This is a genomic window from Nocardioides mesophilus, assembly GCF_014395785.1.
Lineage (GTDB): Bacteria > Actinomycetota > Actinomycetes > Propionibacteriales > Nocardioidaceae > Nocardioides_B > Nocardioides_B mesophilus.
This window is the reverse complement of the sequence record NZ_CP060713.1, coordinates 840,866-859,579: the sequence shown is the minus strand read 5'-3', so window position 1 is coordinate 859,579 and position 18,714 is coordinate 840,866. Positions and strand designations below refer to the sequence as shown.

Sequence of the window (18,714 nt, the reverse complement as noted above, 5' to 3'; positions counted from 1 at the left end):
CGCTGCGGCAGGCTCGGAGCCGTGTGGGGCGTCTTCCTCGACCTGGTGCTCGGCTCCTCCTGCGTGGCCTGCGAGCGGCCGGGGAGGGCACTGTGCCGCGCCTGCGCGGCCGGGCTGCCCCGCAGCGCCCGTCCCGCGTGGCCGAGCCCCACCCCGGCCGGTCTGGTCCTTCCGGTGGCCGCGGGGGAGTACGGCGGCGCCCTGCGGCTGATGGTCACCGCGCACAAGGAGGAGCAGGTGCTGGCCCTGGCCCGGCCGCTCGGCGACGTGCTGGCCGTGGCCGTGGAGACGCTCCTGGCCACCGCCACCGCCACCGCCACCGCCACCGACGCCGCCACCGCGCCCGCCACCGCCACCGGCAGCGGATCCGACTGCGCCGGCGGGGCGGCGCCGGGTCCGGTGCTGCTGGTGCCGGTGCCCTCGCGCCGGGCGGCCGTCCGGGCCCGCGGGCACGATCCGCTGCTGCGGCTGACCCGGCGGGCCGCATCCCGGCTGCGGGCCGGTGGCGCCGCGGTGCGGGTGGCCCGGCCGCTGCGTCCCGCCCGCCGGGTCGCCGACCAGGCCGGCCTGGGCGCGGCCGATCGCGCCGCCAACCTGCGCGGTGCGCTGCGGGCGGTCGGCCCCCCGCGAGGGCGACCCTGCCCGGTCGTCGTCGTGGACGACGTACTCACCACGGGGGCCACCGCGCGCGAGGCGCAGCGGGCTCTCGAGGAGGCCGGCTGGACGGTCCTCGGGGTCGCCGTGGTGGCCGCGACGCGGCGGCGCACCCGGCCCGGAAACCCCCCGTCCCTACCGCTTCTCCCCCCGGACGACTAGCGTCTGTACATGGAGTCCGTCCGGGTCCGTGGTTGCGTCGCCGGGATCCTGCCCGCACGGGCACCCCGTCGGCTAGCCGATGCCAGTCGCAGGCGAAACGGTCCACGTAAGGCGCGTCCCGGGCAACCGGGCCGCCGATCACGGTGCGGCTTAGAAGTCAGTCCTGCCTCCCACGTCCGGTCAGATGCCGGGCGCCCGGGGGAGAAGGCCAGTAGTGGTGTGCCCCAGAGCGGGCGGAGAGCTGCGAACGTCTCAGCAGGCGGTTGTGGGGTCGAAGACCAGGTCGGCCGGGCGGGCTCCACCCCTGAGTTCCCGTGCCCGTCGCCGTTGTGCGCCGGGCCGGGTCAACCGAGATACAGCACTCAACGATCGGGAGGTTGTCCGTGGACATCGTGCTCAACAGCAGGCATGTCGATCTGACCGAAAGGTTCCGTGAGGCCGCCGAGGAGAAGCTCTCCCGGCTCGAGAAGCACGACCACCGAGTGATCCGCGTGGAGGTCGAGGTCTCCAAGGAGCGCAACCCCCGGTTGCAGGACCGCGCCATCAAGGTGCAGCTCACCGCGTTCAGCAAGGGCCCGGTGATCCGGGCCGAGGCGTGCTCGGTCGACAAACTCGCGGCCCTGGACCAGGCCGTCGACCGGATGGCCGCCCAGATGCGCCGGGCCGCCGACCGCCGCCGGGTGCACCACGGCCGGCACACGCCGGTCTCGGTGGGAGAGGCGCTCGCCTCGGTCCAGCCGCAGGCAGCCGAGCACGACGAGACAGGCGACGTCGAGCACATCCGCAACGTGGGGCCGATCGCCGTGCTGGGCGACGGGCCGCTGGTGGTCCGCGAGAAGACGCACACGGCCGAGCCGATGATGCTGGACCAGGCGCTCTACGAGATGGAGCTCGTCGGGCACGACTTCTTCCTGTTCGTGGACAAGGAGTCCGAGCGCCCCTCGGTGGTCTACCGCCGCAGGGGCTACGACTACGGGGTCATCTCCCTCGACGTGACCTGAGCCGTGCGGGTGGTCCAGGGGGCGGCGATCGGCTCGAAGAGCAGCAGTCCGCCCCCCGGACGTGCCATGATGCGTGCGTGGCTGGACCAGAAGCAGCGATGAGGCCAGGTGAGGAACCGATCCGGGTCGTCGTCGTCGACGACCAGGAGCTGTTCCGTCGCGGGCTGACGATGCTCCTCGGCGTCGAGGAGGACATCGAGGTCGTCGGCGAGGCCGGCGACGGCGTGGCGGCCACCGAGCTCGCGGCGACCTCCGTGCCCGACGTGATCCTGATGGACGTCCGGATGCCCAAGCGCTCCGGCATCGAGGCGTGCGTGGCCATCAAGGAGGTCGCGCCGACCGCCCGGATCATCATGCTCACCGTCAGCGACGAGGAGGCCGACCTCTACGACGCGGTCAAGAACGGCGCCTCCGGCTACCTCCTCAAGGACTCCTCGATCGACGAGGTCGCCCAGGCGATCCGGGTGGTCGCCGACGGTCAGTCGCTGATCAGCCCGTCGATGGCGATCAAGCTGCTCGACGAGTTCAAGCAGATGTCCCGGGCGGACCGGCAGCAGGTGCCCAGCCCGCGGCTCACCGACCGCGAGCTCGAGGTGCTCAAGCTCGTCGCGCAGGGGCTGAACAACCGCGAGATCGCCAAGCGGCTCTTCATCAGCGAGAACACCGTCAAGAACCACGTGCGCAACATCCTCGAGAAGCTGCAGCTGCACTCGCGCATGGAGGCCGTCATGTACGCCGTGCGCGAGAAGCTCCTCGACATCCCCTGAGCCTGGTCCCCGCCGGCCGACCGCCGGCCGACCGCCGCCCGTTGCGCACCCGGCAGCGGCCCACCTGGGGCCCACCTGGGGCCCAACTGTCCGTTCCTGCGGGCATGATGTCCCCGTGGCCCCGGTTGCGACCCTCTCCCGCTCCCAGGCGCGCCGGATCGCCCTGGTCGCCCAGGGGTTCCGGGACCCGCGCCACACCGTGCCGACCATGCGCACCTTCCAGCGCACCCTGCGCCGTACGGCTGTGCTGCAGATCGACTCGGTCAACGTGCTCGCCCGGGCCCACTACATGCCGCTGTTCTCCCGGATGGGTCCCTACGACCCGGACCTGCTGCACCGGGCCGCGACGCGCCGGCCGCGGCACATCGTGGAGTACTGGGCCCACGTCGCGGCCTACATGCCGGTGGAGCTCTGGCCGCACATGCGGCACCGGATGCGCGGCTACGAGGCGCGCGGGCACGAGTGGACGGCGATCCAGCACCGTCCCGAGCTGGTGGAGTCCCTGGTGGCGGAGGTCCGCGAGCGCGGCGCGTCCACCTCGCGCGACCTCGACGACGGGCTGCCGCGGCAGAAGGTGCACTGGGGCTGGAACTGGTCGGAGACCAAGAAGGTGCTGGAGTACCTCTTCGCCTCCGGCCGGCTGGCCGTCGCCGGGCGCAACCAGCAGTTCGAACGGCTCTACGACCTCCCCGAGCGGGTGATCCCCGCCGAGCACCTGCACGCGCCCGAGCCGACCCTGGAGGAGGCCGCCGCCGAGCTGTTGCGCCGAGCCGCGGTCGCGCACGGCGTCGGCACCGAGCACGACCTGCGCGACTACTTCCGCCTGCAGCACGACCGGGCGCTGTTGCCGCTGGTGAAGCCGGCCCTCGGCGCGCTGGTCGAGGCGGGCGAGCTGCTGCCGGTCCACGTCGAGGGGTGGGACAAGCCGGCGTACCTCCACCGCGACGCCGCGCTGCCGCGCAAGGTGCCGGCCCGGGCCCTGCTCAGCCCCTTCGACCCGCTGGTCTGGGAGCGGGACCGGACCGAGCGGCTCTTCGACTTCCACTACCGCATCGAGATCTACGTCCCGGAGCACAAGCGGGTGCACGGCTACTACGTGCTGCCGTTCCTGCTCGGCGACCGGCTGGTCGCCCGGGTCGACCTCAAGGCCGACCGCAAGGCCGGGGTGCTGCAGGTCAAGGGCGCCTTCGCGGAGCCCGGGGCGCCGGAGGAGACCGCCCACGAGCTGGCCCAGGAGCTGGTCGACCTGGCCGGGTGGCTGGGTCTGGGCGCGATCCGGGTCGAGCCCCGGGGCGACCTCGCCGGGGCCCTGGACGTCGTGATTGCCACTCTCGGGTGATCCTCAGGCGGGCGTAGGTAGCATGGCCCCGACCTCGGTCGACCCGTCGGGCTTTCCCGGCGCGGTCGGCGACCGCAACTTAGGAGTCCAGCTCGTGCCTGCCATCTTCGACAAGATCCTCCGCATAGGTGAGGGCAAGATCCTGCGGCAGCTCGAAAGCATCGCCCGGGCGGTCAATGCCATCGAGGACGACTTCACCTCGATGAGCGACGACGAGCTGCGAGCGCAGACCGACGAGTTCAAGAAGCGCCTCGAGGCCGGCGAGACGCTCGACGACCTGATGCCGGAGGCGTTCGCCACGGTCCGGGAGGCTGCCAGGCGGGTGCTCGGCCAGCGTCATTACGACGTCCAGGTGATGGGCGGCGCCGCGCTCCACCTCGGCAACATCGCCGAGATGAAGACCGGTGAGGGCAAGACGCTGGTGGCCACGCTGCCGGCGTACCTCAACGCGCTCGAGGGCAAGGGCGTCCACATCGTCACGGTCAACGACTACCTGGCGAAGTACCAGTCCGAGATGATGGGCCGCGTCCACCACTTCCTCGGCCTGACCACCGACGTGATCCTGCCCGAGATGCGCCCCGAGGAGCGCCGGGTCGCCTACGCCGCGGACATCACCTACGGCACCAACAACGAGCTCGGCTTCGACTACCTGCGCGACAACATGGCCAACCGCATCGAGGACTGCGTGCAGCGCGGCCACCACTACGCGATCGTCGACGAGGTGGACTCCATCCTCATCGACGAGGCCCGGACCCCGCTGATCATCTCCGGCCCCACCCAGGACGAGGTGAAGTGGTACGGCGAGTTCGCCAAGATCACCCGGGCGATGACCAAGGACGTCGACTACGAGGTCGACGAGAAGAAGCGGACGATCTCGGTGCTCGAGCCGGGCATCACCAAGGTCGAGGACTACCTCGGGATCGACAACCTCTACGACTCGGTCAACACCCCGCTGATCTCGTTCATGAACAACGCGATCAAGGCCAAGGAGCTGTTCCGCAACGACAAGGAGTACGTCGTCATGAACGGCGAGGTGCTCATCGTCGACGAGCACACCGGCCGCATGCTCGCCGGCCGCCGCTACAACGAGGGGCTGCACCAGGCCATCGAGGCCAAGGAGGGCGTGCAGATCCGCGAGGAGTACCAGACGCTCGCGACCGTGACGCTGCAGAACTACTTCCGCCTCTACGACAAGCTCTCCGGCATGACCGGCACGGCGATGACCGAGGCCTCGGAGTTCGACAAGATCTACAAGCTCGGCGTCGTGCCGATCCCGACCAACAAGCCGATGGCCCGCATCGACCAGCGCGACCTCGTCTACCGCACCGAGGAGGCGAAGTTCACCGCGGTCGTGGAGGACATCTCCGAGCGGCACCACAACGGCCAGCCGGTGCTGGTCGGCACCACCTCGGTCGAGAAGTCCGAGCTGCTCGCCGGGCTTCTGAAGCGGCAGGGCATCCCGCACTCGGTGCTGAACGCCAAGCAGCACGCCGACGAGGCGAAGATCGTCGCGATGGCCGGGCACAAGGGCGCGGTCACCGTGGCGACCAACATGGCCGGTCGAGGCACCGACATCATGCTCGGCGGCTCGGTGGAGTTCCTCGCCGACCAGGAGCTGCGCAAGCAGGGCCTGGACCCGGTCGAGAACCCGGAGGAGTACGACGCCGCGTGGCCGGAGACGGTCGAGCGGATCAAGGCCCAGGTGGCCGCCGAGCACGAGGCGGTCAAGGAGGCCGGCGGCCTCTACGTCCTCGGGACCGAGCGGCACGAGTCGCGGCGCATCGACAACCAGCTCCGCGGTCGTTCCGGTCGCCAGGGCGACCCGGGCGAGTCCCGGTTCTACCTGTCGCTGCAGGACGACCTGATGCGGCTGTTCAAGTCCGACTGGGTGGACCGGGTGCTCACCACGCTCAAGGTGCCCGACGACGTACCGATCGAGAACAAGTCGGTGACCAACTCGATCGCCTCGGCGCAGGCGCAGGTCGAGTCGCAGAACTTCGACTCCCGCAAGAACGTCCTGAAGTACGACGACGTGATGAGCCGCCAGCGCGAGGTCATCTACGGCGAGCGCCGCGCGGTGCTCGAGGGCGCCGACCTCCACGAGCAGATCCGCTCGATGATCGACGAGGTGATCGGCGGCTACGTCACCGCGGCCACCGAGGGCTTCCCGGAGGAGTGGGACCTCGAGCAGCTCTGGGTCGCGCTCAAGCAGCTCTACCCGGTGACCCGCACCCTCGACGAGATCGAGGAGGAGGCGGGAGGCCGCGCCGGCCTGACCCGCGAGACGCTCGTCGAGGACATCACCGCCGACGCGCAGGCGGCCTACAGCGCCCGCGAGGAGCAGTTCGGCGGCGAGGTGATGCGGGAGCTGGAGCGGCGTGTGCTGCTCTCGGTGATCGACCGCAAGTGGCGCGAGCACCTCTACGAGATGGACTACCTGCGTGAGGGGATCGGGCTGCGCGCCTACTCCCAGCGCGACCCGCTCGTGGAGTACCAGCGCGAGGGCTTCGACATGTTCGCGGCGATGATGGACGCGATCAAGGAGGAGTCGGTCGGTTACCTGTTCAACCTGGAGGTGCAGGTGGAGCCGGAGCAGCCGGTCGAGGAGCTCGAGGAGGCCGAGGCCGAGGAGCTCGTGGTGGGGCCCGCGCTGGCGCAGGCCGCAGCCGCGCAGCCGCACATCCGGGCCAAGGGCCTCGATGCCCCGAAGCCGCCGCAGGCCCTGTCCTACTCGGCGCCCTCGGAGACCGGCGACGCCGAGCTCACCGGCAGGTCGGCCGCCGCCGAGGACGAGTACGCCGGCATCAGCCGCAACGCCGACTGCCCCTGCGGCTCCGGCAAGAAGTACAAGAAGTGCCACGGCGCGCCGGGGGGACCGACCGGTCTCACCACCCGCGTCAACGGCTGAGCGGTACGACGCTCTCCCGGGCCCGGCGCCGGTGTCCTCACGGCGCCGGGCCGGAGCCTCGCCGGTTCAGCCGAGCTGCAGCGCGGTGCAGGTCCAGGTGCCGCCGCGCAGCTCGAGGCGGGCCGCGAGCGCGCGTGAGCGCTGGCCGTAGCGCACGTGCACGCTGACCTCGGCGCTCCGTGCGGTCGGCAGGCACACGTGCACGCTGCGCACCTGGGGGCGCAGCACCCGTCGGCGCGGGCCGGGGCTCCGGGTCTGCGCCAGCACCCGGACCCGGCGCTCGAGGTCCTGGTAGACGCGCGACGACGTCCAGCGCAGCATCTGGGTCACCGGCCGGTCGCCGCCGGTCACCTCGACGACCGCCTGGGCGAACCGGGCGGCCCACAGCCTCACGTCGGCCGCCTGCTCGTCCTCGGTGGTGGCTGCGTCGGTGACCAGGCTCAGCTCGGGAACGGCCGGGCTGCCCAGCGCGGGGGCGAGGTCCAGTGCGAGCGCCCCCTGCACCCCGGCCGGCGGCACCTCGCCGGACGGCGCCGTGGGGCGGGTCAGGATGCGGGTCACCGTCGCGGCAGAGCGCGGCGGCTCCGGCGGCCGGTGCCAGTGCGGCGGGACGGAGCTGAGGCGGGGCTGGGTGGTCACGGGAGGTCCTTTCCGAGAGCGGTGTCGAGGTTCGGCACCACGAGGCGGGTGCCGGGGAAGACGAGGTCGGGGTCGTCGCCGAGCCGGTCGGCGTTGGCCGCCGCCAGCAGCCGCCAGGCTCGGTCGACGACGCCCGGTGAGACGTGCGGGGGGAGCAGCCCGGCGGCCAGCGACCAGAGCGAGTCGCCCGGAGCCACCACGACGTGGCGCCGCGGCGCCGGGGCGGAGCGGTGGCGGTGGCCGGCGGGCCCCGCCGGGTCGGAGCCGGTGGCCCTCCCGGCCCCGGACCGGTCGGCCGCTCCAGAAGCGGGCCGGACCGGCGGCGCCTGCGGGGTGGCGAGCGCCCGTTCGGGGAGCGGCAGGCCGGCGGCGAGCCCGGCCGCGTCCGGGGAGACCGGGGAGGTCGAGGAGGGCGGGGCCGGGAAGGTGGGGGTCTGGGAGGCCCGCGCCGGGAAGGTGGGGGTCTGGGAGGCCCGCGCCGGGGTCGGGGAGGCCGGGGTCAGGGAGGCCGGGGTCGGGGTCGGGGAGGCCAGGGAGGCCGGGGTCGGGGCGCCGGCCGTGGCGGTCGCCGCCGGCAGCTCGGGGCCGGACGAGGCCAGGGCGGGAGCGGCGCCGTACCCGAGGCCGAGCGCGGCCAGGACGACCACCTGCACCAGCCGGGGACTGCGGGAGGCGGTTGGGCCCGCGGACGAGCGGGACCGGGCCGGTCCCGCCCCGGGCCGCTGCAGGCGGACGGCGTCGAGGACCGCTCCCGACGCGACGACCACGCTGCAGAGCGCCAGCCAGCACCAGCAGCCGACCAGCGCGGCTCCGCACCCGGCGGCCACCAGCTCCTCCAGCGTCGCGCCGGCGGGGGCGGCCACGACGTCGAGGACCGGGCGCAGAGCGAGCCGGCGGACCGCCTCGGTGACCGCGAGCAGCACGAGCGCGAGGAGCGTCGCCCGGGCGGCCAGCGTCAGCAGCGCGCGGCTGCCGGGAGCGCGGCGCCGGGACGAGGAATCGAAGTGCATGAGCGTGTTACCTGTCATTTGATGTCGTTTGATGTTTCTAGATCACAACGGGATCGCGGTCAAGAGTGCTTCCACAAGCGGTCGGGGGTTGACAGGGCCGGGCCCGGTCGGCAGCCTCCCCGCATGCGCTGGGAGGAGAGGCTGCTCGCCGTCTTCGACGACCTCGAGCAGCAGGCGGACGGGCTGGCCCTCGCCGTGCGCGACGCGGAGGTCCCCGAGCTCGCCCGGGCGGCCTACGCCGAGGTCGATCTCGCCTCGCGGCTGCACGCCTCGGTCGGGCACCCGCTGACACTCACGGTGGCCGGGGTCGGCGAGGTCGCGGGGGAGCTGCTGCGCGCCGGTCGGGGATGGTGCCTCGTCGGTCGCGGCGCCGGCACCTGGGTGGTGCGCACGGAGGGGATCGTGGCCGTGCGCGGGCTCTCCGAGCAGGCCCTCGGCGGCGACCACCGGCAGCTCCCGGCCCGGCTGGGCCTCGGGTCGATGCTGCGCAGCCTCGCCGAGGCCACGGTCCCGGTGGCGGCCTACGCCTTCGACGCCAGCGTGCACACCGGCCGGGTACGCCGGGTCGGGGCCGACTTCTTCGAGCTCTGGGAGCCCGCCACCACGGACGTGGCCGGGTGGAGGCTGGTGCCGTTCCACGCGATCAGCGCGCTGCGGCCGGTCCCGGAGGGTTAGCCGGCCCGCCTCCGTGCGGTCGCCGGGCTCACCGCCCGGGGGTGCTCAGTCGCGGGCGCTGCCGGCGTCGGTGGTGCTCGGTGCGGTCTTGGACTGCGCTTCCATCTGGGCGTACATCCGCTGGATGTAGTCCTCGAGCTCCACCGTCTCCACGCGGTACTGCCCGCGGCCGCCGATCTGGATCGCTCGGAGCTCGCCCGATCGGACCAGCGCACGCACCTGGCTGACGGTGGTGGCGAGGATCTCGGCCACGTCGGCCAGCGTCAGGAACCGCGGCTCACGGTCGTTGGGCGCCATGGCACCCATGATGCCAGCGCCCGGGCACCGGTGTGCGGCAGCCTCGCGGCCACCTGTGGATAGGGAGTGTCCACATCGGCCGGATTCGAGCAGAATGCCTCGGGTGACCGTCTCCACGCCCGCCCGCCGGGGTGTCGCGACCGAGTCGATGGGCTCGCCCGCGGCCACCCGGACTCGTTCCTCCGGCTGGCGCGACCCACGTCTGGTCGTGGGCATCGCGCTCGTCGCCGTCTGCGGCCTGCTCGGCGCGCTGCTGCTCGGCGGCGGCGGCTCCGGCACCACCGTCTGGGTGGCACGCGATGCCCTCGGTGAGGGCCAGACCGTCTCCGCCGCCGACCTCGTGGCCCGCGAGATCAGGTTCGTCGACCAGGCAGAGGCCGACCGCTACCTCCCGGCCGACGAGCCGCTGCCGGCCGGCTCCCTGCTCGCCCGTCCGGTCGGTGCGGGTGAGCTGCTGCCTCGCGCGGCGCTCTCGGCGGCCGAGCCGGACCCGGTGCTCGAGGTGCCGCTCGCGGTGCCCGTGGACTCGGTCCCGGTGACGGTGCGGGCCGGCTCGGTGGTGGACGTCTGGGTGACCCCGGATCCGGCCGGCGCGGAGCGCGGCACCCTCGAGTCCGAGCTGGTGCTCAGCCAGGTCCGGGTGCTCGAGCTGGGACGTGTCGGCGGCAGCCTCGGCGCGGGCGGGACCCGACAGGTGGTGGTCGGCGTCGGCCCCGGCCAGGAGGCCAACCTGCCCACCGCACTGGCTCGGGTGGCCGCCGGATCGGTCGTGCTGGTGCGGACGCCCTGATGAGCGTCGGGGGACGACGGCTGCCGGTCCTGGTCGCGGCGGCCGGCGAGGCGTGGGAGACGGTGGCGCTCGAGCTGCTCGAGCGCGAGGGCCGGCTGGTGCTGCACCACCGCAGCGTCGACCTGCACGACCTGGTCGCCAGCGCCGCCACCGGGCTGGCCCGCTGCGCCCTGGTCGCCGAGACGCTTCCCGGGCTGGACGCGGACGCGGTGGCCGGCCTGCGGCGGTCCGGGGTGGGCGCCGTCGTCGTCGCGGCCGGCGCCTCCGAGCGGTTCGCCCGGATGGGCGCGAGGGTGGTGGCGCCCGACCTCGACGGCGTGGTGACGGCGCTGCTGGAGTCCGCCGAGGCGACCGCGACGCCCGGATCGCCCGACGGCGCGGCGGCCCCCGGGGCGGGGGCGGCGACGGGCGCCTCCCCGGCCGAGGCCGGCCGCGCCGACGACGTACGCCGGCCGGCGCGGGTGGTAGCGGTCTGGGGGCCGACCGGAGCGCCCGGCCGCACCACCCTCGCGACCGGGATCGCCGCCGAGATGGCCGCCCGGGGGCAGGCGACCCTGCTGGTGGACGCCGACCCCTACGGCGGTGCCGTCGCCCAGCACCTCGGGGTGCTCGACGAGGTCTCCGGCCTGCTGGCCGCCGCCCGCCGCGCCAACGCCGGCGAGCTCGGCCCGGGCGGCCTGGCCGAGGTGGCGCGCACGGTGGGCGAGGACCTCCGGGTGCTCACCGGACTGCCCCGCCCCGACCGGTGGAGCGAGGTCCGGCCGACCGCGTTCGAGGAGGTCCTCGACGCCGCCGAGCAGCTCGTGGACCGGGTCGTGGTCGACGTCGGCTTCAGCCTCGAGGACGCGCCCGGCGACCCGTTCGCCTCGGCGCCGCGGCGCAACGAGACCACGCTGGCCACTCTCGAGCGCGCCCACGACGTGGTGGCGGTCGGCTCCGCTGACCCGGTCGGCCTGGCCCGGCTGGCCCGCGGCCTGGTCGACCTGGCCGAGCTGGTGCCGGGCGCCGCCGTGCACGTGGTCGTGAACCGCACCCGGGCGAGCCTGGGCTGGAGCGAGGCCGAGGTGACCTCGATGATCGAGGGCTTCGGGCGGCCGGTCGCGGTGCACCACGTCGCCGAGGACCGGGCCACCGCGGACCGGGCCCTGATGACCGGCCGCAACCTGGTCGAGCTCGGGGACTCCCCGCTGCGCAGGGGCGTCGCGGCGGTGACCGACCTGCTCGCCGGTCCGGCGGCGCCCGGCGCGAGGGGGCGCCGGGCCGTCGTACGCCGGCTGCGCCGCCCTCAGCTGCCGAAGAGCAGGTAAAGCCCGCCCACCGTGTAGGCCACCATCACCAGCAGCAACGGCAGCTGCCCGGTGAGCTGGTGGCGCCGGGGCAGCAGTCGGATGGCGCGGTCGTGAGCCGCGATCACGCCCAGCACGTGCCCGGTCACCACGGAGAGCACCTTGACCACCGCGAGCAGGGTGGGGTGGTTGGAGAGCCAGTAGCTGACCTGCCAGCCGCCGGTGCCGAGCAGGTTTTTGCCGCGGCCCATCGGGTCGCTGAGCTGGACCAGGGTCTGCTGGCCGACCTCGACGAAGTAGCTCAGGTAGTGCGCCACGATGTAGCCGACGATGATCGGGACGATCGAGTGGGCGAAGAGGTTCGGCAGGCTCAGCCGGGAGGTGCCCTCGTGCACCCCGGTGAGCATCGTCGCGACCGCGAACGAGACGCCCACCGCCGTGCAGAACGCGAGCAGGGCGGCGGTGTTGAGCACCGTGGAGCTGATCTCGGAGGACTGCGTGGTCTGCAGCCAGAAGGTGGAGTCCTTGAAGCTGTCGAAGGCGGTGCTGCCGAACAGCACCGCGACCACGGCGGTCAGCCCGGGGGAGGGCGGGGTGCCGTCGAGGTTGCCCAGCGGGCTGCGCAGCACCAGCGTGCCGTCCTCGCGGCGGCCGAACACCGAGAGCCGCCCGACCAGCGTGGAGTACACCTCGAACGGGTCGGCGCTGCGGATCCACCGGTCGCCGACGATCGCGGCGCCGAGCACCACCACCGCGAGGTAGACCGCGAACCAGAGCCGCACCGGCCCGAGGTACGTCGACCCCGGGTAGACCAGCTCGAGCCAGACGAAGGCGAACAGCCCGAGCGCCGCCGGCCAGAGCCCGACCCACCCCGGGAGCTCCACCGGGCCGCGACGCGGCTCGCCGCCGGTCAGCCGGGAGATCACCAGGTGCAGGGTGCGGGCCGGGTTCACCGCCCGGTAGAACGAGCCGAACAACAGCGAGGCGGGCACGATCCCCACCCACAGCAGCACGTAGAAGACCCCGAAGGTCGGGTTGAAAACTCGGTCGGGGCCGGCCAGCGCGGCCCAGGCGACGTAGAGGAAGAAGGCCATCCCCAGGGTGCGCAGCGCGACGGCCAGGACGGTGCCGTCCGCGAACCGGGCGAGCGGGGCCGGCAGCGGCCGCCCCGAGGTGCGCGCGTCGAAGCGGGGGGTCCGCCACGCCAGCGCCAGCACGATGAACGAGACGGCGAGCGCGGCACCGGCGCCGGCGATCGCCAGCTCCGGAGGGATCGGCAGGTCCCTCGCGCCGCCGATGCCGTGGGCGAAGACCATGTGTGGTTGTCCTCCTGCGGGGTGCGCGGCAGGCGATGTGGGTATCTCTGGAAGAATCTCATGATGTCCCGACCGGAACCGAGAGGGGGCGGCGACATGAGCGAGCGGCTCCATACGGACGACATGGCCTTCCTGGTCACCGAGTCGGCGAGCACCCCGATGCACAACGCCACCCTGGACGTCTTCGAGCCGCCCCGCGACGGCTTCGACTACGACACCCTGCTGCGCCTGATCGCCGACCGGATCGCGTTCGTGCCGCGCTACCGGCAGCGGATCGCGCCGGTGCCGGCCCACCTTGGCAACCCGGTGTGGGTCGACGACGACGACTTCGACCTCACCTTCCACGTACGCCGCTCGGCGCTGCCGCGCCCCGGGTCGATGGACCAGCTGCGCGACCTGACCGCCCGGATCGTGTCGCGGCGCCTGGACCGGCACCGCCCGCTGTGGGAGGTCTACCTGATCGAGGGGCTCGAGGGCGGCCGGTTCGCGATCTTGTCCAAGGCCCACCAGGTGCTCGTGGACGGCGTCTCGATCGACCTCGGCCAGGTGCTCCTCGACGTCGACGACAAGCCCCGCGAGACCGTCCAGGACAACTGGGCGCCGAGGCCGGTGCCGAGCCCGCCGTCGCTGGCCGTCCGGGCGGTCCTCGAGTCCGTCCGGGACCCCCGGGTCGCGGTGGCCACCGCCGGCAGCAACGTGCGCGGCCTGCTGCGGTCGGCCGGGTCGTTCCGCAGCCGGGCCCGCGAGGCGGCCGGCACCCTGTCCGGGGGGCGCGCCGCGCCGGACTCCCCGATCAACGTGGCCCTCTCCGAGCAACGGCGGTTCGCCACGGTGCGCACTGACCTCGACGACTACCGCACGGTACGCCGCGAGCACGGCGGCACCGTGAACGACGTCATCCTGGCCACCGTCACCGGTGCGCTGCGCTTCTGGCTGATGACGCGCGCGGAGCCGGTGCACAGCAGCCGCTCGCTGCGCGCGCTGGTGCCGATGAGCGTGATCGACAGCGACCTGGAGCCGACCGCGCTGGGCAGCCAGGTCGCCGGGCACCTGCTCAGCCTGCCGATCGGCGAACCCAGCCCGGTGGTGCGGCTGCACCAGGTCTCCTACGCGCTGAAGGCGCACAAGGAGACCGGGCACGCGGTCGCGGCCGACCGGCTGACCGGCGTGGCCGGCTTCGCCCCCACCACCTTCCACGCCCTCGGCGCCCGGCTGGCCGCCTCGGAGGCGCGCCGCAACTTCAACCTGGTGGTCACCAACGTCCCCGGACCGCAGTTCCCGCTCTATGCCGCCGGCGCGCAGATGCTCCAGAGCTACCCCGTGCCGCCGCTGCTGCCCGACCATGCGCTGGCGATCGGGGTGACCTCCTACGACGGCGGCATCTACTTCGGGCTGACCGCCGACCGGGACGCCGTACCCGACCTCGAGGTGCTCGCGCAGTGCGTCGAGGAGGCGTTGGAGGAGCTCGTGGACAGCTCGAGCGAGGCCCGGGAGCGGGCGCCGCGGGGCAAGAAGGCGCCGCCGGAGAAGCCGGCTGCCAAGAAGACGGGGAAGCGGCCATGAGCAGGGCACGGGTGTTCGTGGCGTCCTCCTACGCCGCGCTCGACGAGCTGCTCGGGGTCCGGGCGGCGAACCGCGACGACGTGGCCGTGCTGGCCGCCGGCGGGCCGGCGCACGCGGTGACGGAGGCGCTCCGGGGGGAGTACCCCGACGCCGACGACGAGGAGCTGGAGTACCTCGCCCTGACCGCGGCCGCGCAGGCGTCGGTGCCCCGGGTGGGCGAGGGCGGACCGTTCCGGCGGATGGTGCTCGCCCTCGACGCCGACGGCGCTCAGCCGGCCGGGTCCGAGGACCCGACCGCGGTCACCGTCGGCGCCCGGCTCCTGCTCAGCGACGTCGCGGCGGTGCACGTCGACTCCGACGACGCCGCGCCGGACGTCTTCGCGGCCCGGCGCGCCCACGTCGCGGGCGGCGAGGACGCCGAGGAGCTGCTCGTGCGTTGCCTCGACCACGAGCTGGGCTGGTACGCCGCCACCGAGCTGGCCGAGGTGCTGGCCGGGGCTCGGGGGTGCTGGACGCCGTCGCCCGACGCGGATCAGCCGGGTCCGGCGGACCTCGCGGGCCACGCGGGGAGCTGAGCCGGGCAGGGGGACTTGGGCACGACGGCACGGTTCTGACACGATCGGCTGCATGGACGCCTTCACCACCCCGCCCGCCCCGGTCAACGAGCCCAACCTGACCTACGCCCCCGGCTCCGCCGAGCGGGCGGCGCTCGAGCAGGAGCTCGAGCGGCAGGAGGCCCTCCAGCTCGATCTCACCGCCACCATCGGCGGGGAGAAGCGGGCCGGTGGCGGCCAGGAGATCCCGGTCGTCCAGCCGCACGACCACCAGCACGTCCTCGGCGTGTTGCACAACTCCACCCAGGACGACGCCCGGGCAGCGATCGCCGCCGCCGCGGACGCCGCGCCCGGCTGGCGCGCGATGTCCTTCGACGACCGGGCCGCGGTGCTGCTCAAGGCCGCCGACCTGCTCGCCGGCCCGTGGCGCCAGCGGCTCAACGCCGCGACGATGCTCGGCCAGTCGAAGACGGCGTACCAGGCCGAGATCGACGCGGCCTGCGAGCTCATCGACTTCTGGCGCTACAACGTCCACTTCGCCCGGCAGATCCTCGGCGAGCAGCCGATCGCGAACACCCGCGGCGTGTGGAACCGCACCGACCACCGCCCGCTCGAGGGCTTCGTCTACGCGATCACGCCGTTCAACTTCACCGCGATCGCCGGCAACCTGCCGACCGCGCCGGCGCTGATGGGCAACACCGTGATCTGGAAGCCGTCGCCGACCCAGCAGGTCGCGGCGCACCTGACGATGGAGCTGCTCGAGGAGGCCGGGATGCCGCCCGGTGTCATCAACATGCTGCCCGGCGACGGGATCGCGGTCTCCGAGGTCGCCCTGGACCACCCGGACCTCGCGGGGATCCACTTCACCGGCTCCACGCCGACCTTCCAGCACCTGTGGTCGACGGTGGGTGCCCACATCACCAAGTACCGCTCCTACCCGCGCATCGTCGGCGAGACCGGCGGCAAGGACTTCGTGGTCGCGCACTCCTCGGCCGACCCCGACGTGGTCCGGGTGGCGCTGCTGCGCGGCGCGTTCGAGTACCAGGGCCAGAAGTGCTCGGCGGCCTCACGCGCCTACGTCTCGCGGACGGTGTGGGCCAAGATGCGCGACGAGCTGGTCGCCGAGGTCGAGGCGATCACCATGGGTGACGTCACCGACTTCTCCAACTTCATGGGCGCCGTGATCGACGAGCGGGCCTTCGCCAAGCACACCAAGGCGATCGCGCGGGTCCGCGGGACCGCGTCGCTGCAGGTGCTGGCCGGCGGCACCCTGGACGACTCGGTCGGCTACTTCGTGCGGCCGACCATCGTCGAGGGCGGCGACCCGACCGACGAGATGTTCAACACCGAGTACTTCGGCCCGCTGCTCGCGGTGCACGTCTTCGAGGACCGCGACTTCGAGAAGGTGGTGGCGCAGATGGAGTCCTTCGCGCCGTACGCGCTGACCGGCTCGATCATCGCCCAGGACCGTCGGGTGGTGGCCTGGGCCCAGGAGGAGCTGCGCTTCGCGGCCGGCAACTTCTACATCAACGACAAGCCGACCGGGGCGGTGGTCGGCCAGCAGCCGTTCGGCGGCGGCCGGGCCTCCGGCACCAACGACAAGGCCGGCGCGGCGTCCAACCTGACCCGGTGGACCTCGCCGCGGTCGATCAAGGAGACCTTCGACCCGCCGAAGGACTACCGCTACCCGTACATGGGCTGAGGCCCGCGCGGGCCGCGGCTCGCGGATTACCACGGGATGCAGGAAGTTTGATGCTCCCCATGGGCCGTAGCCCATGGGGAGCATCAGTTCACCACGGGACCGTGGTAATCGGGGGGCGCGTGGCTCAGGCGTCGAGGAACGGGTAGTCGGTGTAGCCCTCGGCGCCGCCGCCGTAGAAGGTCGCCGGGTCCGGCTCGTTCAGCGCGGCGCCGGTCTGCCAGCGGCGCGGCAGGTCCGGGTTGGCCAGGAACAGCCGCCCGACCGCGACCGCGTCGGCGAGGTCGTCGTCGAGCACGTCCTGCGCCTTCTCGCGGGTGGTGATCTCCGCGAAGCCGTCGTTGGCGATCATCACGCCGCCGAAGTCCTTGCGCAGCCGCTGCACGAGGTCCTGCGCCGGGTCGGCGAGGACGCTCAGGTAGGCCAGGCCGAGCGGCGCGATGCCCTCGATCAGGGCGGAGTACGTGGCCTCGACGTCGTCGGGGTCGGTCTCGGTGGCGCCCTGAATGTTGTGGGCGGGGGAGATCCGGATCCCGACGCGCTCGGCGCCGATCGCCTCGGCGACCGCGCGGGTCACCTCGATGGCGAAGCGGGCGCGGTTGTCCGGGCTGCCGCCGTACTCGTCCGTGCGCTGGTTGGAGCCCGGCGCGAGGAACTGGTGGATCAGGTAGCCGTTCGCGGCGTGCACCTCGACGCCGTCGACACCGGCCTCGACCGCGCAGCGGGCGGCGTGGACGAACTCCTCGACCAGACCGGGGATCTCGTCGGTCGCCACGGCGCGGGGGACGGGGTGCGGCTTCATGCCGTCGGCGGTGAACATCTGGTCCGGCGCGGCGAGCGCGCTGGGCGCGATCGTCTCCAGGCCGTCCTTGTTGTCGGGGTGCGCGACCCGGCCGGCGTGCATGAGCTGGATCACGATGCGGCCGCCGGCGGCGTGCACGGCGTCGGCGACGCGGCGCCATCCCTCGACCTGCTCGGGCGTGTGGATGCCCGGCGTGCTCAGGTAGCCCTGGCCCACGGCGCTCGGCTGGGTGCCCTCGCTGATGATCAGGCCGGCGGAGGCGCGCTGGGCGTAGTACTCGACCGCGAGGTCGCTGGGGACCATCCCGGCGTCTGCGCGGTTGCGGGTCAGCGGCGCCATCACGAGGCGGTGCGGCAGGTCCCAGTTCTTGATGCGGAGCGGTTCGAAAAGGTCCGGCATGGGGGAGAATTCCTCCGAGAGATCGAGTTTCGTTGAAACTTGTACGACTTCTTGTACCCGATCCCGCGGCCGGTCAATCCTGACCCGGCATAATGTGATCCATGTCCGGTCCGGCGCTGGTTCCCACCCTGCTCGCGCTGCCACCGGTGCTGCACCTGGGGGCGCTGCACGGCTACGAGAAGCTTCTGGTGCTGCTGATCGCGTTCGGGCCGTTCGTGGTGCTCGGCGTCGTCGTGTACGTCGTCCGCCGCCGCGACCTCGCCGCCGAGCAGCAGGAGGCCGGGGCGCGGGCCGACGTCACCGGAGGCCCGGGACCCGGCGAGCGGCTCTGAGCCGTCCCCTCGTCAGCGGTCGCCGTCGAGCCAGCTGTGCCCGACCCGCTCCTCGTTGCGCATCGCGGCCTCGATCACCTGCTCGATCATCTTCTCCAGCTTGCCGCCGACCAGCGGCACGTTGATCTTGACCTCGCCGGTGATGGTCTCGACCGTCCGGGAGCCGGCGGCGGCCAGCGTGATAGCGCCCTTCACCCAGCCGGGCTTGCCCGGGATCGCGATGTCGAGGCTGGCGCCCTCCGGGCCCGACCACTCCTCGGTCTGCACGATGTGCAGCTCCTCGCCGACGAACTTCGCCGCGACGGGCGGGATGCCGCGGGTGGGGAGGTACTGGTCCATCACGACCGTCATGCCGGTGCCGGAGTGGGTGAGCGAGACGTTGTGCCGCACCGCGTAGCCGGCGGCGCAGACCTGCTCGCGGAACTCCGGCTCGCCCAGCATCGCGTAGACCCGGTCGGGCGCGGCGTCGTACGACATCGAGAAGGAGAACTTCATGGCGGCCATCATGCCGCAGGCCCGGC

18 protein-coding genes are annotated in these 18,714 nt (G+C 73.1%); 12 read left to right on the top strand and 6 right to left on the bottom strand.

Annotated elements, in window-relative coordinates:
- Positions 1-21: 21 nt before the first annotated feature.
- The 5 genes from H9L09_RS04080 (at position 22) to secA (ending at position 6,831) form a co-directional block, all read left to right on the top strand.
- Entirely contained in the window at positions 22-816 is a 795-nt protein-coding gene (locus tag H9L09_RS04080) for a ComF family protein (protein WP_187579452.1), read from the top strand.
- A gap of 383 nt (positions 817-1,199) precedes the next feature.
- On the top strand, positions 1,200-1,817 hold the full coding sequence (gene hpf / locus H9L09_RS04075; RefSeq protein WP_187580664.1) for a ribosome hibernation-promoting factor, HPF/YfiA family: 618 nt from the start codon (positions 1,200-1,202) through the stop codon (positions 1,815-1,817).
- A 98-nt stretch (positions 1,818-1,915) separates the two neighbouring features.
- Positions 1,916-2,584 carry a response regulator gene (locus H9L09_RS04070; protein WP_187579451.1) on the top strand — a complete coding sequence of 223 codons (669 nt, stop codon included), beginning with the start codon at positions 1,916-1,918 and terminating at the stop codon, positions 2,582-2,584.
- A gap of 115 nt (positions 2,585-2,699) precedes the next feature.
- Positions 2,700-3,923 carry a winged helix-turn-helix domain-containing protein gene (locus tag H9L09_RS04065; protein WP_246456256.1) on the top strand — a complete coding sequence of 408 codons (1,224 nt, stop codon included), beginning with the start codon at positions 2,700-2,702 and terminating at the stop codon, positions 3,921-3,923.
- Between the two features lie 94 nt (positions 3,924-4,017).
- Positions 4,018-6,831, top strand: coding sequence for a preprotein translocase subunit SecA (gene secA, locus H9L09_RS04060; protein ID WP_187579450.1), 2,814 nt, complete (start codon positions 4,018-4,020; stop codon positions 6,829-6,831).
- Between the two features lie 66 nt (positions 6,832-6,897).
- On the opposite strand, the gene H9L09_RS04055 is transcribed toward secA, so the two are convergent.
- Together H9L09_RS04055 and H9L09_RS04050 are read right to left on the bottom strand one after the other, a co-directional pair.
- A complete protein-coding gene (locus H9L09_RS04055; RefSeq protein WP_187579449.1) occupies positions 6,898-7,470 on the bottom strand; it encodes an Rv3235 family protein in 573 nt (190 codons plus the stop codon).
- Positions 7,467-8,480 (bottom strand): LysM peptidoglycan-binding domain-containing protein, encoded by a 1,014-nt coding sequence (locus H9L09_RS04050; protein ID WP_187579448.1) that lies wholly within the window; start codon positions 8,478-8,480, stop codon positions 7,467-7,469. Before H9L09_RS04050 ends, H9L09_RS04055 begins: the two co-directional genes overlap by 4 nt.
- A gap of 123 nt (positions 8,481-8,603) precedes the next feature.
- Between H9L09_RS04050 and H9L09_RS04045 the strand changes: the two genes are divergently transcribed.
- A complete protein-coding gene (locus H9L09_RS04045) occupies positions 8,604-9,155 on the top strand; it encodes a hypothetical protein (RefSeq protein WP_187579447.1) in 552 nt (183 codons plus the stop codon).
- A gap of 45 nt (positions 9,156-9,200) precedes the next feature.
- Here the strand turns inward: H9L09_RS04045 and H9L09_RS04040 are convergent, their stop codons facing one another.
- Entirely contained in the window at positions 9,201-9,452 is a 252-nt protein-coding gene (locus H9L09_RS04040; protein ID WP_187579446.1) for a helix-turn-helix domain-containing protein, read from the bottom strand.
- Positions 9,453-9,555: 103 nt separating this feature from the next.
- Between H9L09_RS04040 and H9L09_RS04035 the strand changes: the two genes are divergently transcribed.
- Together H9L09_RS04035 and H9L09_RS04030 are read left to right on the top strand one after the other, a co-directional pair.
- Positions 9,556-10,242, top strand: coding sequence for a hypothetical protein (locus tag H9L09_RS04035; protein WP_187579445.1), 687 nt, complete (start codon positions 9,556-9,558; stop codon positions 10,240-10,242).
- Positions 10,242-11,549 carry a CpaE/TadZ family protein gene (locus H9L09_RS04030; protein ID WP_187579444.1) on the top strand — a complete coding sequence of 436 codons (1,308 nt, stop codon included), beginning with the start codon at positions 10,242-10,244 and terminating at the stop codon, positions 11,547-11,549. The genes H9L09_RS04035 and H9L09_RS04030 overlap by 1 nt, the downstream gene beginning before the upstream one ends.
- Here H9L09_RS04030 and H9L09_RS04025 read toward each other — a convergent pair.
- Positions 11,528-12,844, bottom strand: coding sequence for a hypothetical protein (locus tag H9L09_RS04025; protein ID WP_187579443.1), 1,317 nt, complete (start codon positions 12,842-12,844; stop codon positions 11,528-11,530). The two genes, H9L09_RS04030 and H9L09_RS04025, sit on opposite strands and share 22 nt — an antisense overlap.
- 96 nt (positions 12,845-12,940) lie before the next feature.
- Here H9L09_RS04025 and H9L09_RS04020 point away from each other — a divergent pair, with 96 nt between their 5' ends.
- From H9L09_RS04020 to pruA, 3 genes are read left to right on the top strand one after another with little or no spacing between them, the layout of a single operon-like run.
- Positions 12,941-14,407 carry a WS/DGAT/MGAT family O-acyltransferase gene (locus H9L09_RS04020; protein WP_187579442.1) on the top strand — a complete coding sequence of 489 codons (1,467 nt, stop codon included), beginning with the start codon at positions 12,941-12,943 and terminating at the stop codon, positions 14,405-14,407.
- A complete protein-coding gene (locus H9L09_RS04015) occupies positions 14,404-14,982 on the top strand; it encodes a DUF6912 family protein (protein WP_187579441.1) in 579 nt (192 codons plus the stop codon). Before H9L09_RS04020 ends, H9L09_RS04015 begins: the two co-directional genes overlap by 4 nt.
- Before the next feature lie 52 nt (positions 14,983-15,034).
- Entirely contained in the window at positions 15,035-16,663 is a 1,629-nt protein-coding gene (gene pruA / locus H9L09_RS04010) for an L-glutamate gamma-semialdehyde dehydrogenase (RefSeq protein WP_187579440.1), read from the top strand.
- A gap of 124 nt (positions 16,664-16,787) precedes the next feature.
- Here pruA and H9L09_RS04005 read toward each other — a convergent pair whose 3' ends face one another.
- The gene (locus H9L09_RS04005) at positions 16,788-17,861 is read right to left on the bottom strand and encodes an alkene reductase (protein ID WP_187579439.1); all 1,074 of its coding nucleotides are present in this window, start codon (positions 17,859-17,861) and stop codon (positions 16,788-16,790) included.
- A gap of 101 nt (positions 17,862-17,962) precedes the next feature.
- Between H9L09_RS04005 and H9L09_RS04000 the strand changes: the two genes are divergently transcribed.
- Positions 17,963-18,193: a hypothetical protein gene (locus tag H9L09_RS04000; protein WP_187579438.1), complete on the top strand. Its 231-nt coding sequence runs from the start codon at positions 17,963-17,965 to the stop codon at positions 18,191-18,193.
- A 12-nt stretch (positions 18,194-18,205) separates the two neighbouring features.
- Here H9L09_RS04000 and H9L09_RS03995 read toward each other — a convergent pair whose 3' ends face one another.
- On the bottom strand, positions 18,206-18,688 hold the full coding sequence (locus H9L09_RS03995) for a DUF2505 domain-containing protein (protein WP_187579437.1): 483 nt from the start codon (positions 18,686-18,688) through the stop codon (positions 18,206-18,208).
- Between the last annotated feature and the right edge of the window lie 26 nt (positions 18,689-18,714).

Coding starts and splice junctions, on each gene's coding strand:
- H9L09_RS04070 (WP_187579451.1), top strand. CDS start 1,916: ATGAGGCCAGGTGAGGAACCGATCCGGGTCGTCGTCGTCGACGACCAG.
- H9L09_RS04050 (WP_187579448.1), bottom strand. CDS start 8,480: ATGCACTTCGATTCCTCGTCCCGGCGCCGCGCTCCCGGCAGCCGCGCG.
- H9L09_RS04045 (WP_187579447.1), top strand. CDS start 8,604: ATGCGCTGGGAGGAGAGGCTGCTCGCCGTCTTCGACGACCTCGAGCAG.
- H9L09_RS04040 (WP_187579446.1), bottom strand. CDS start 9,452: ATGGCGCCCAACGACCGTGAGCCGCGGTTCCTGACGCTGGCCGACGTG.
- H9L09_RS04030 (WP_187579444.1), top strand. CDS start 10,242: ATGAGCGTCGGGGGACGACGGCTGCCGGTCCTGGTCGCGGCGGCCGGC.
- H9L09_RS04025 (WP_187579443.1), bottom strand. CDS start 12,844: ATGGTCTTCGCCCACGGCATCGGCGGCGCGAGGGACCTGCCGATCCCT.
- H9L09_RS04020 (WP_187579442.1), top strand. CDS start 12,941: ATGAGCGAGCGGCTCCATACGGACGACATGGCCTTCCTGGTCACCGAG.
- H9L09_RS04015 (WP_187579441.1), top strand. CDS start 14,404: ATGAGCAGGGCACGGGTGTTCGTGGCGTCCTCCTACGCCGCGCTCGAC.
- pruA (WP_187579440.1), top strand. CDS start 15,035: ATGGACGCCTTCACCACCCCGCCCGCCCCGGTCAACGAGCCCAACCTG.
- H9L09_RS04005 (WP_187579439.1), bottom strand. CDS start 17,861: ATGCCGGACCTTTTCGAACCGCTCCGCATCAAGAACTGGGACCTGCCG.
- H9L09_RS04000 (WP_187579438.1), top strand. CDS start 17,963: ATGTCCGGTCCGGCGCTGGTTCCCACCCTGCTCGCGCTGCCACCGGTG.
- H9L09_RS03995 (WP_187579437.1), bottom strand. CDS start 18,688: ATGAAGTTCTCCTTCTCGATGTCGTACGACGCCGCGCCCGACCGGGTC.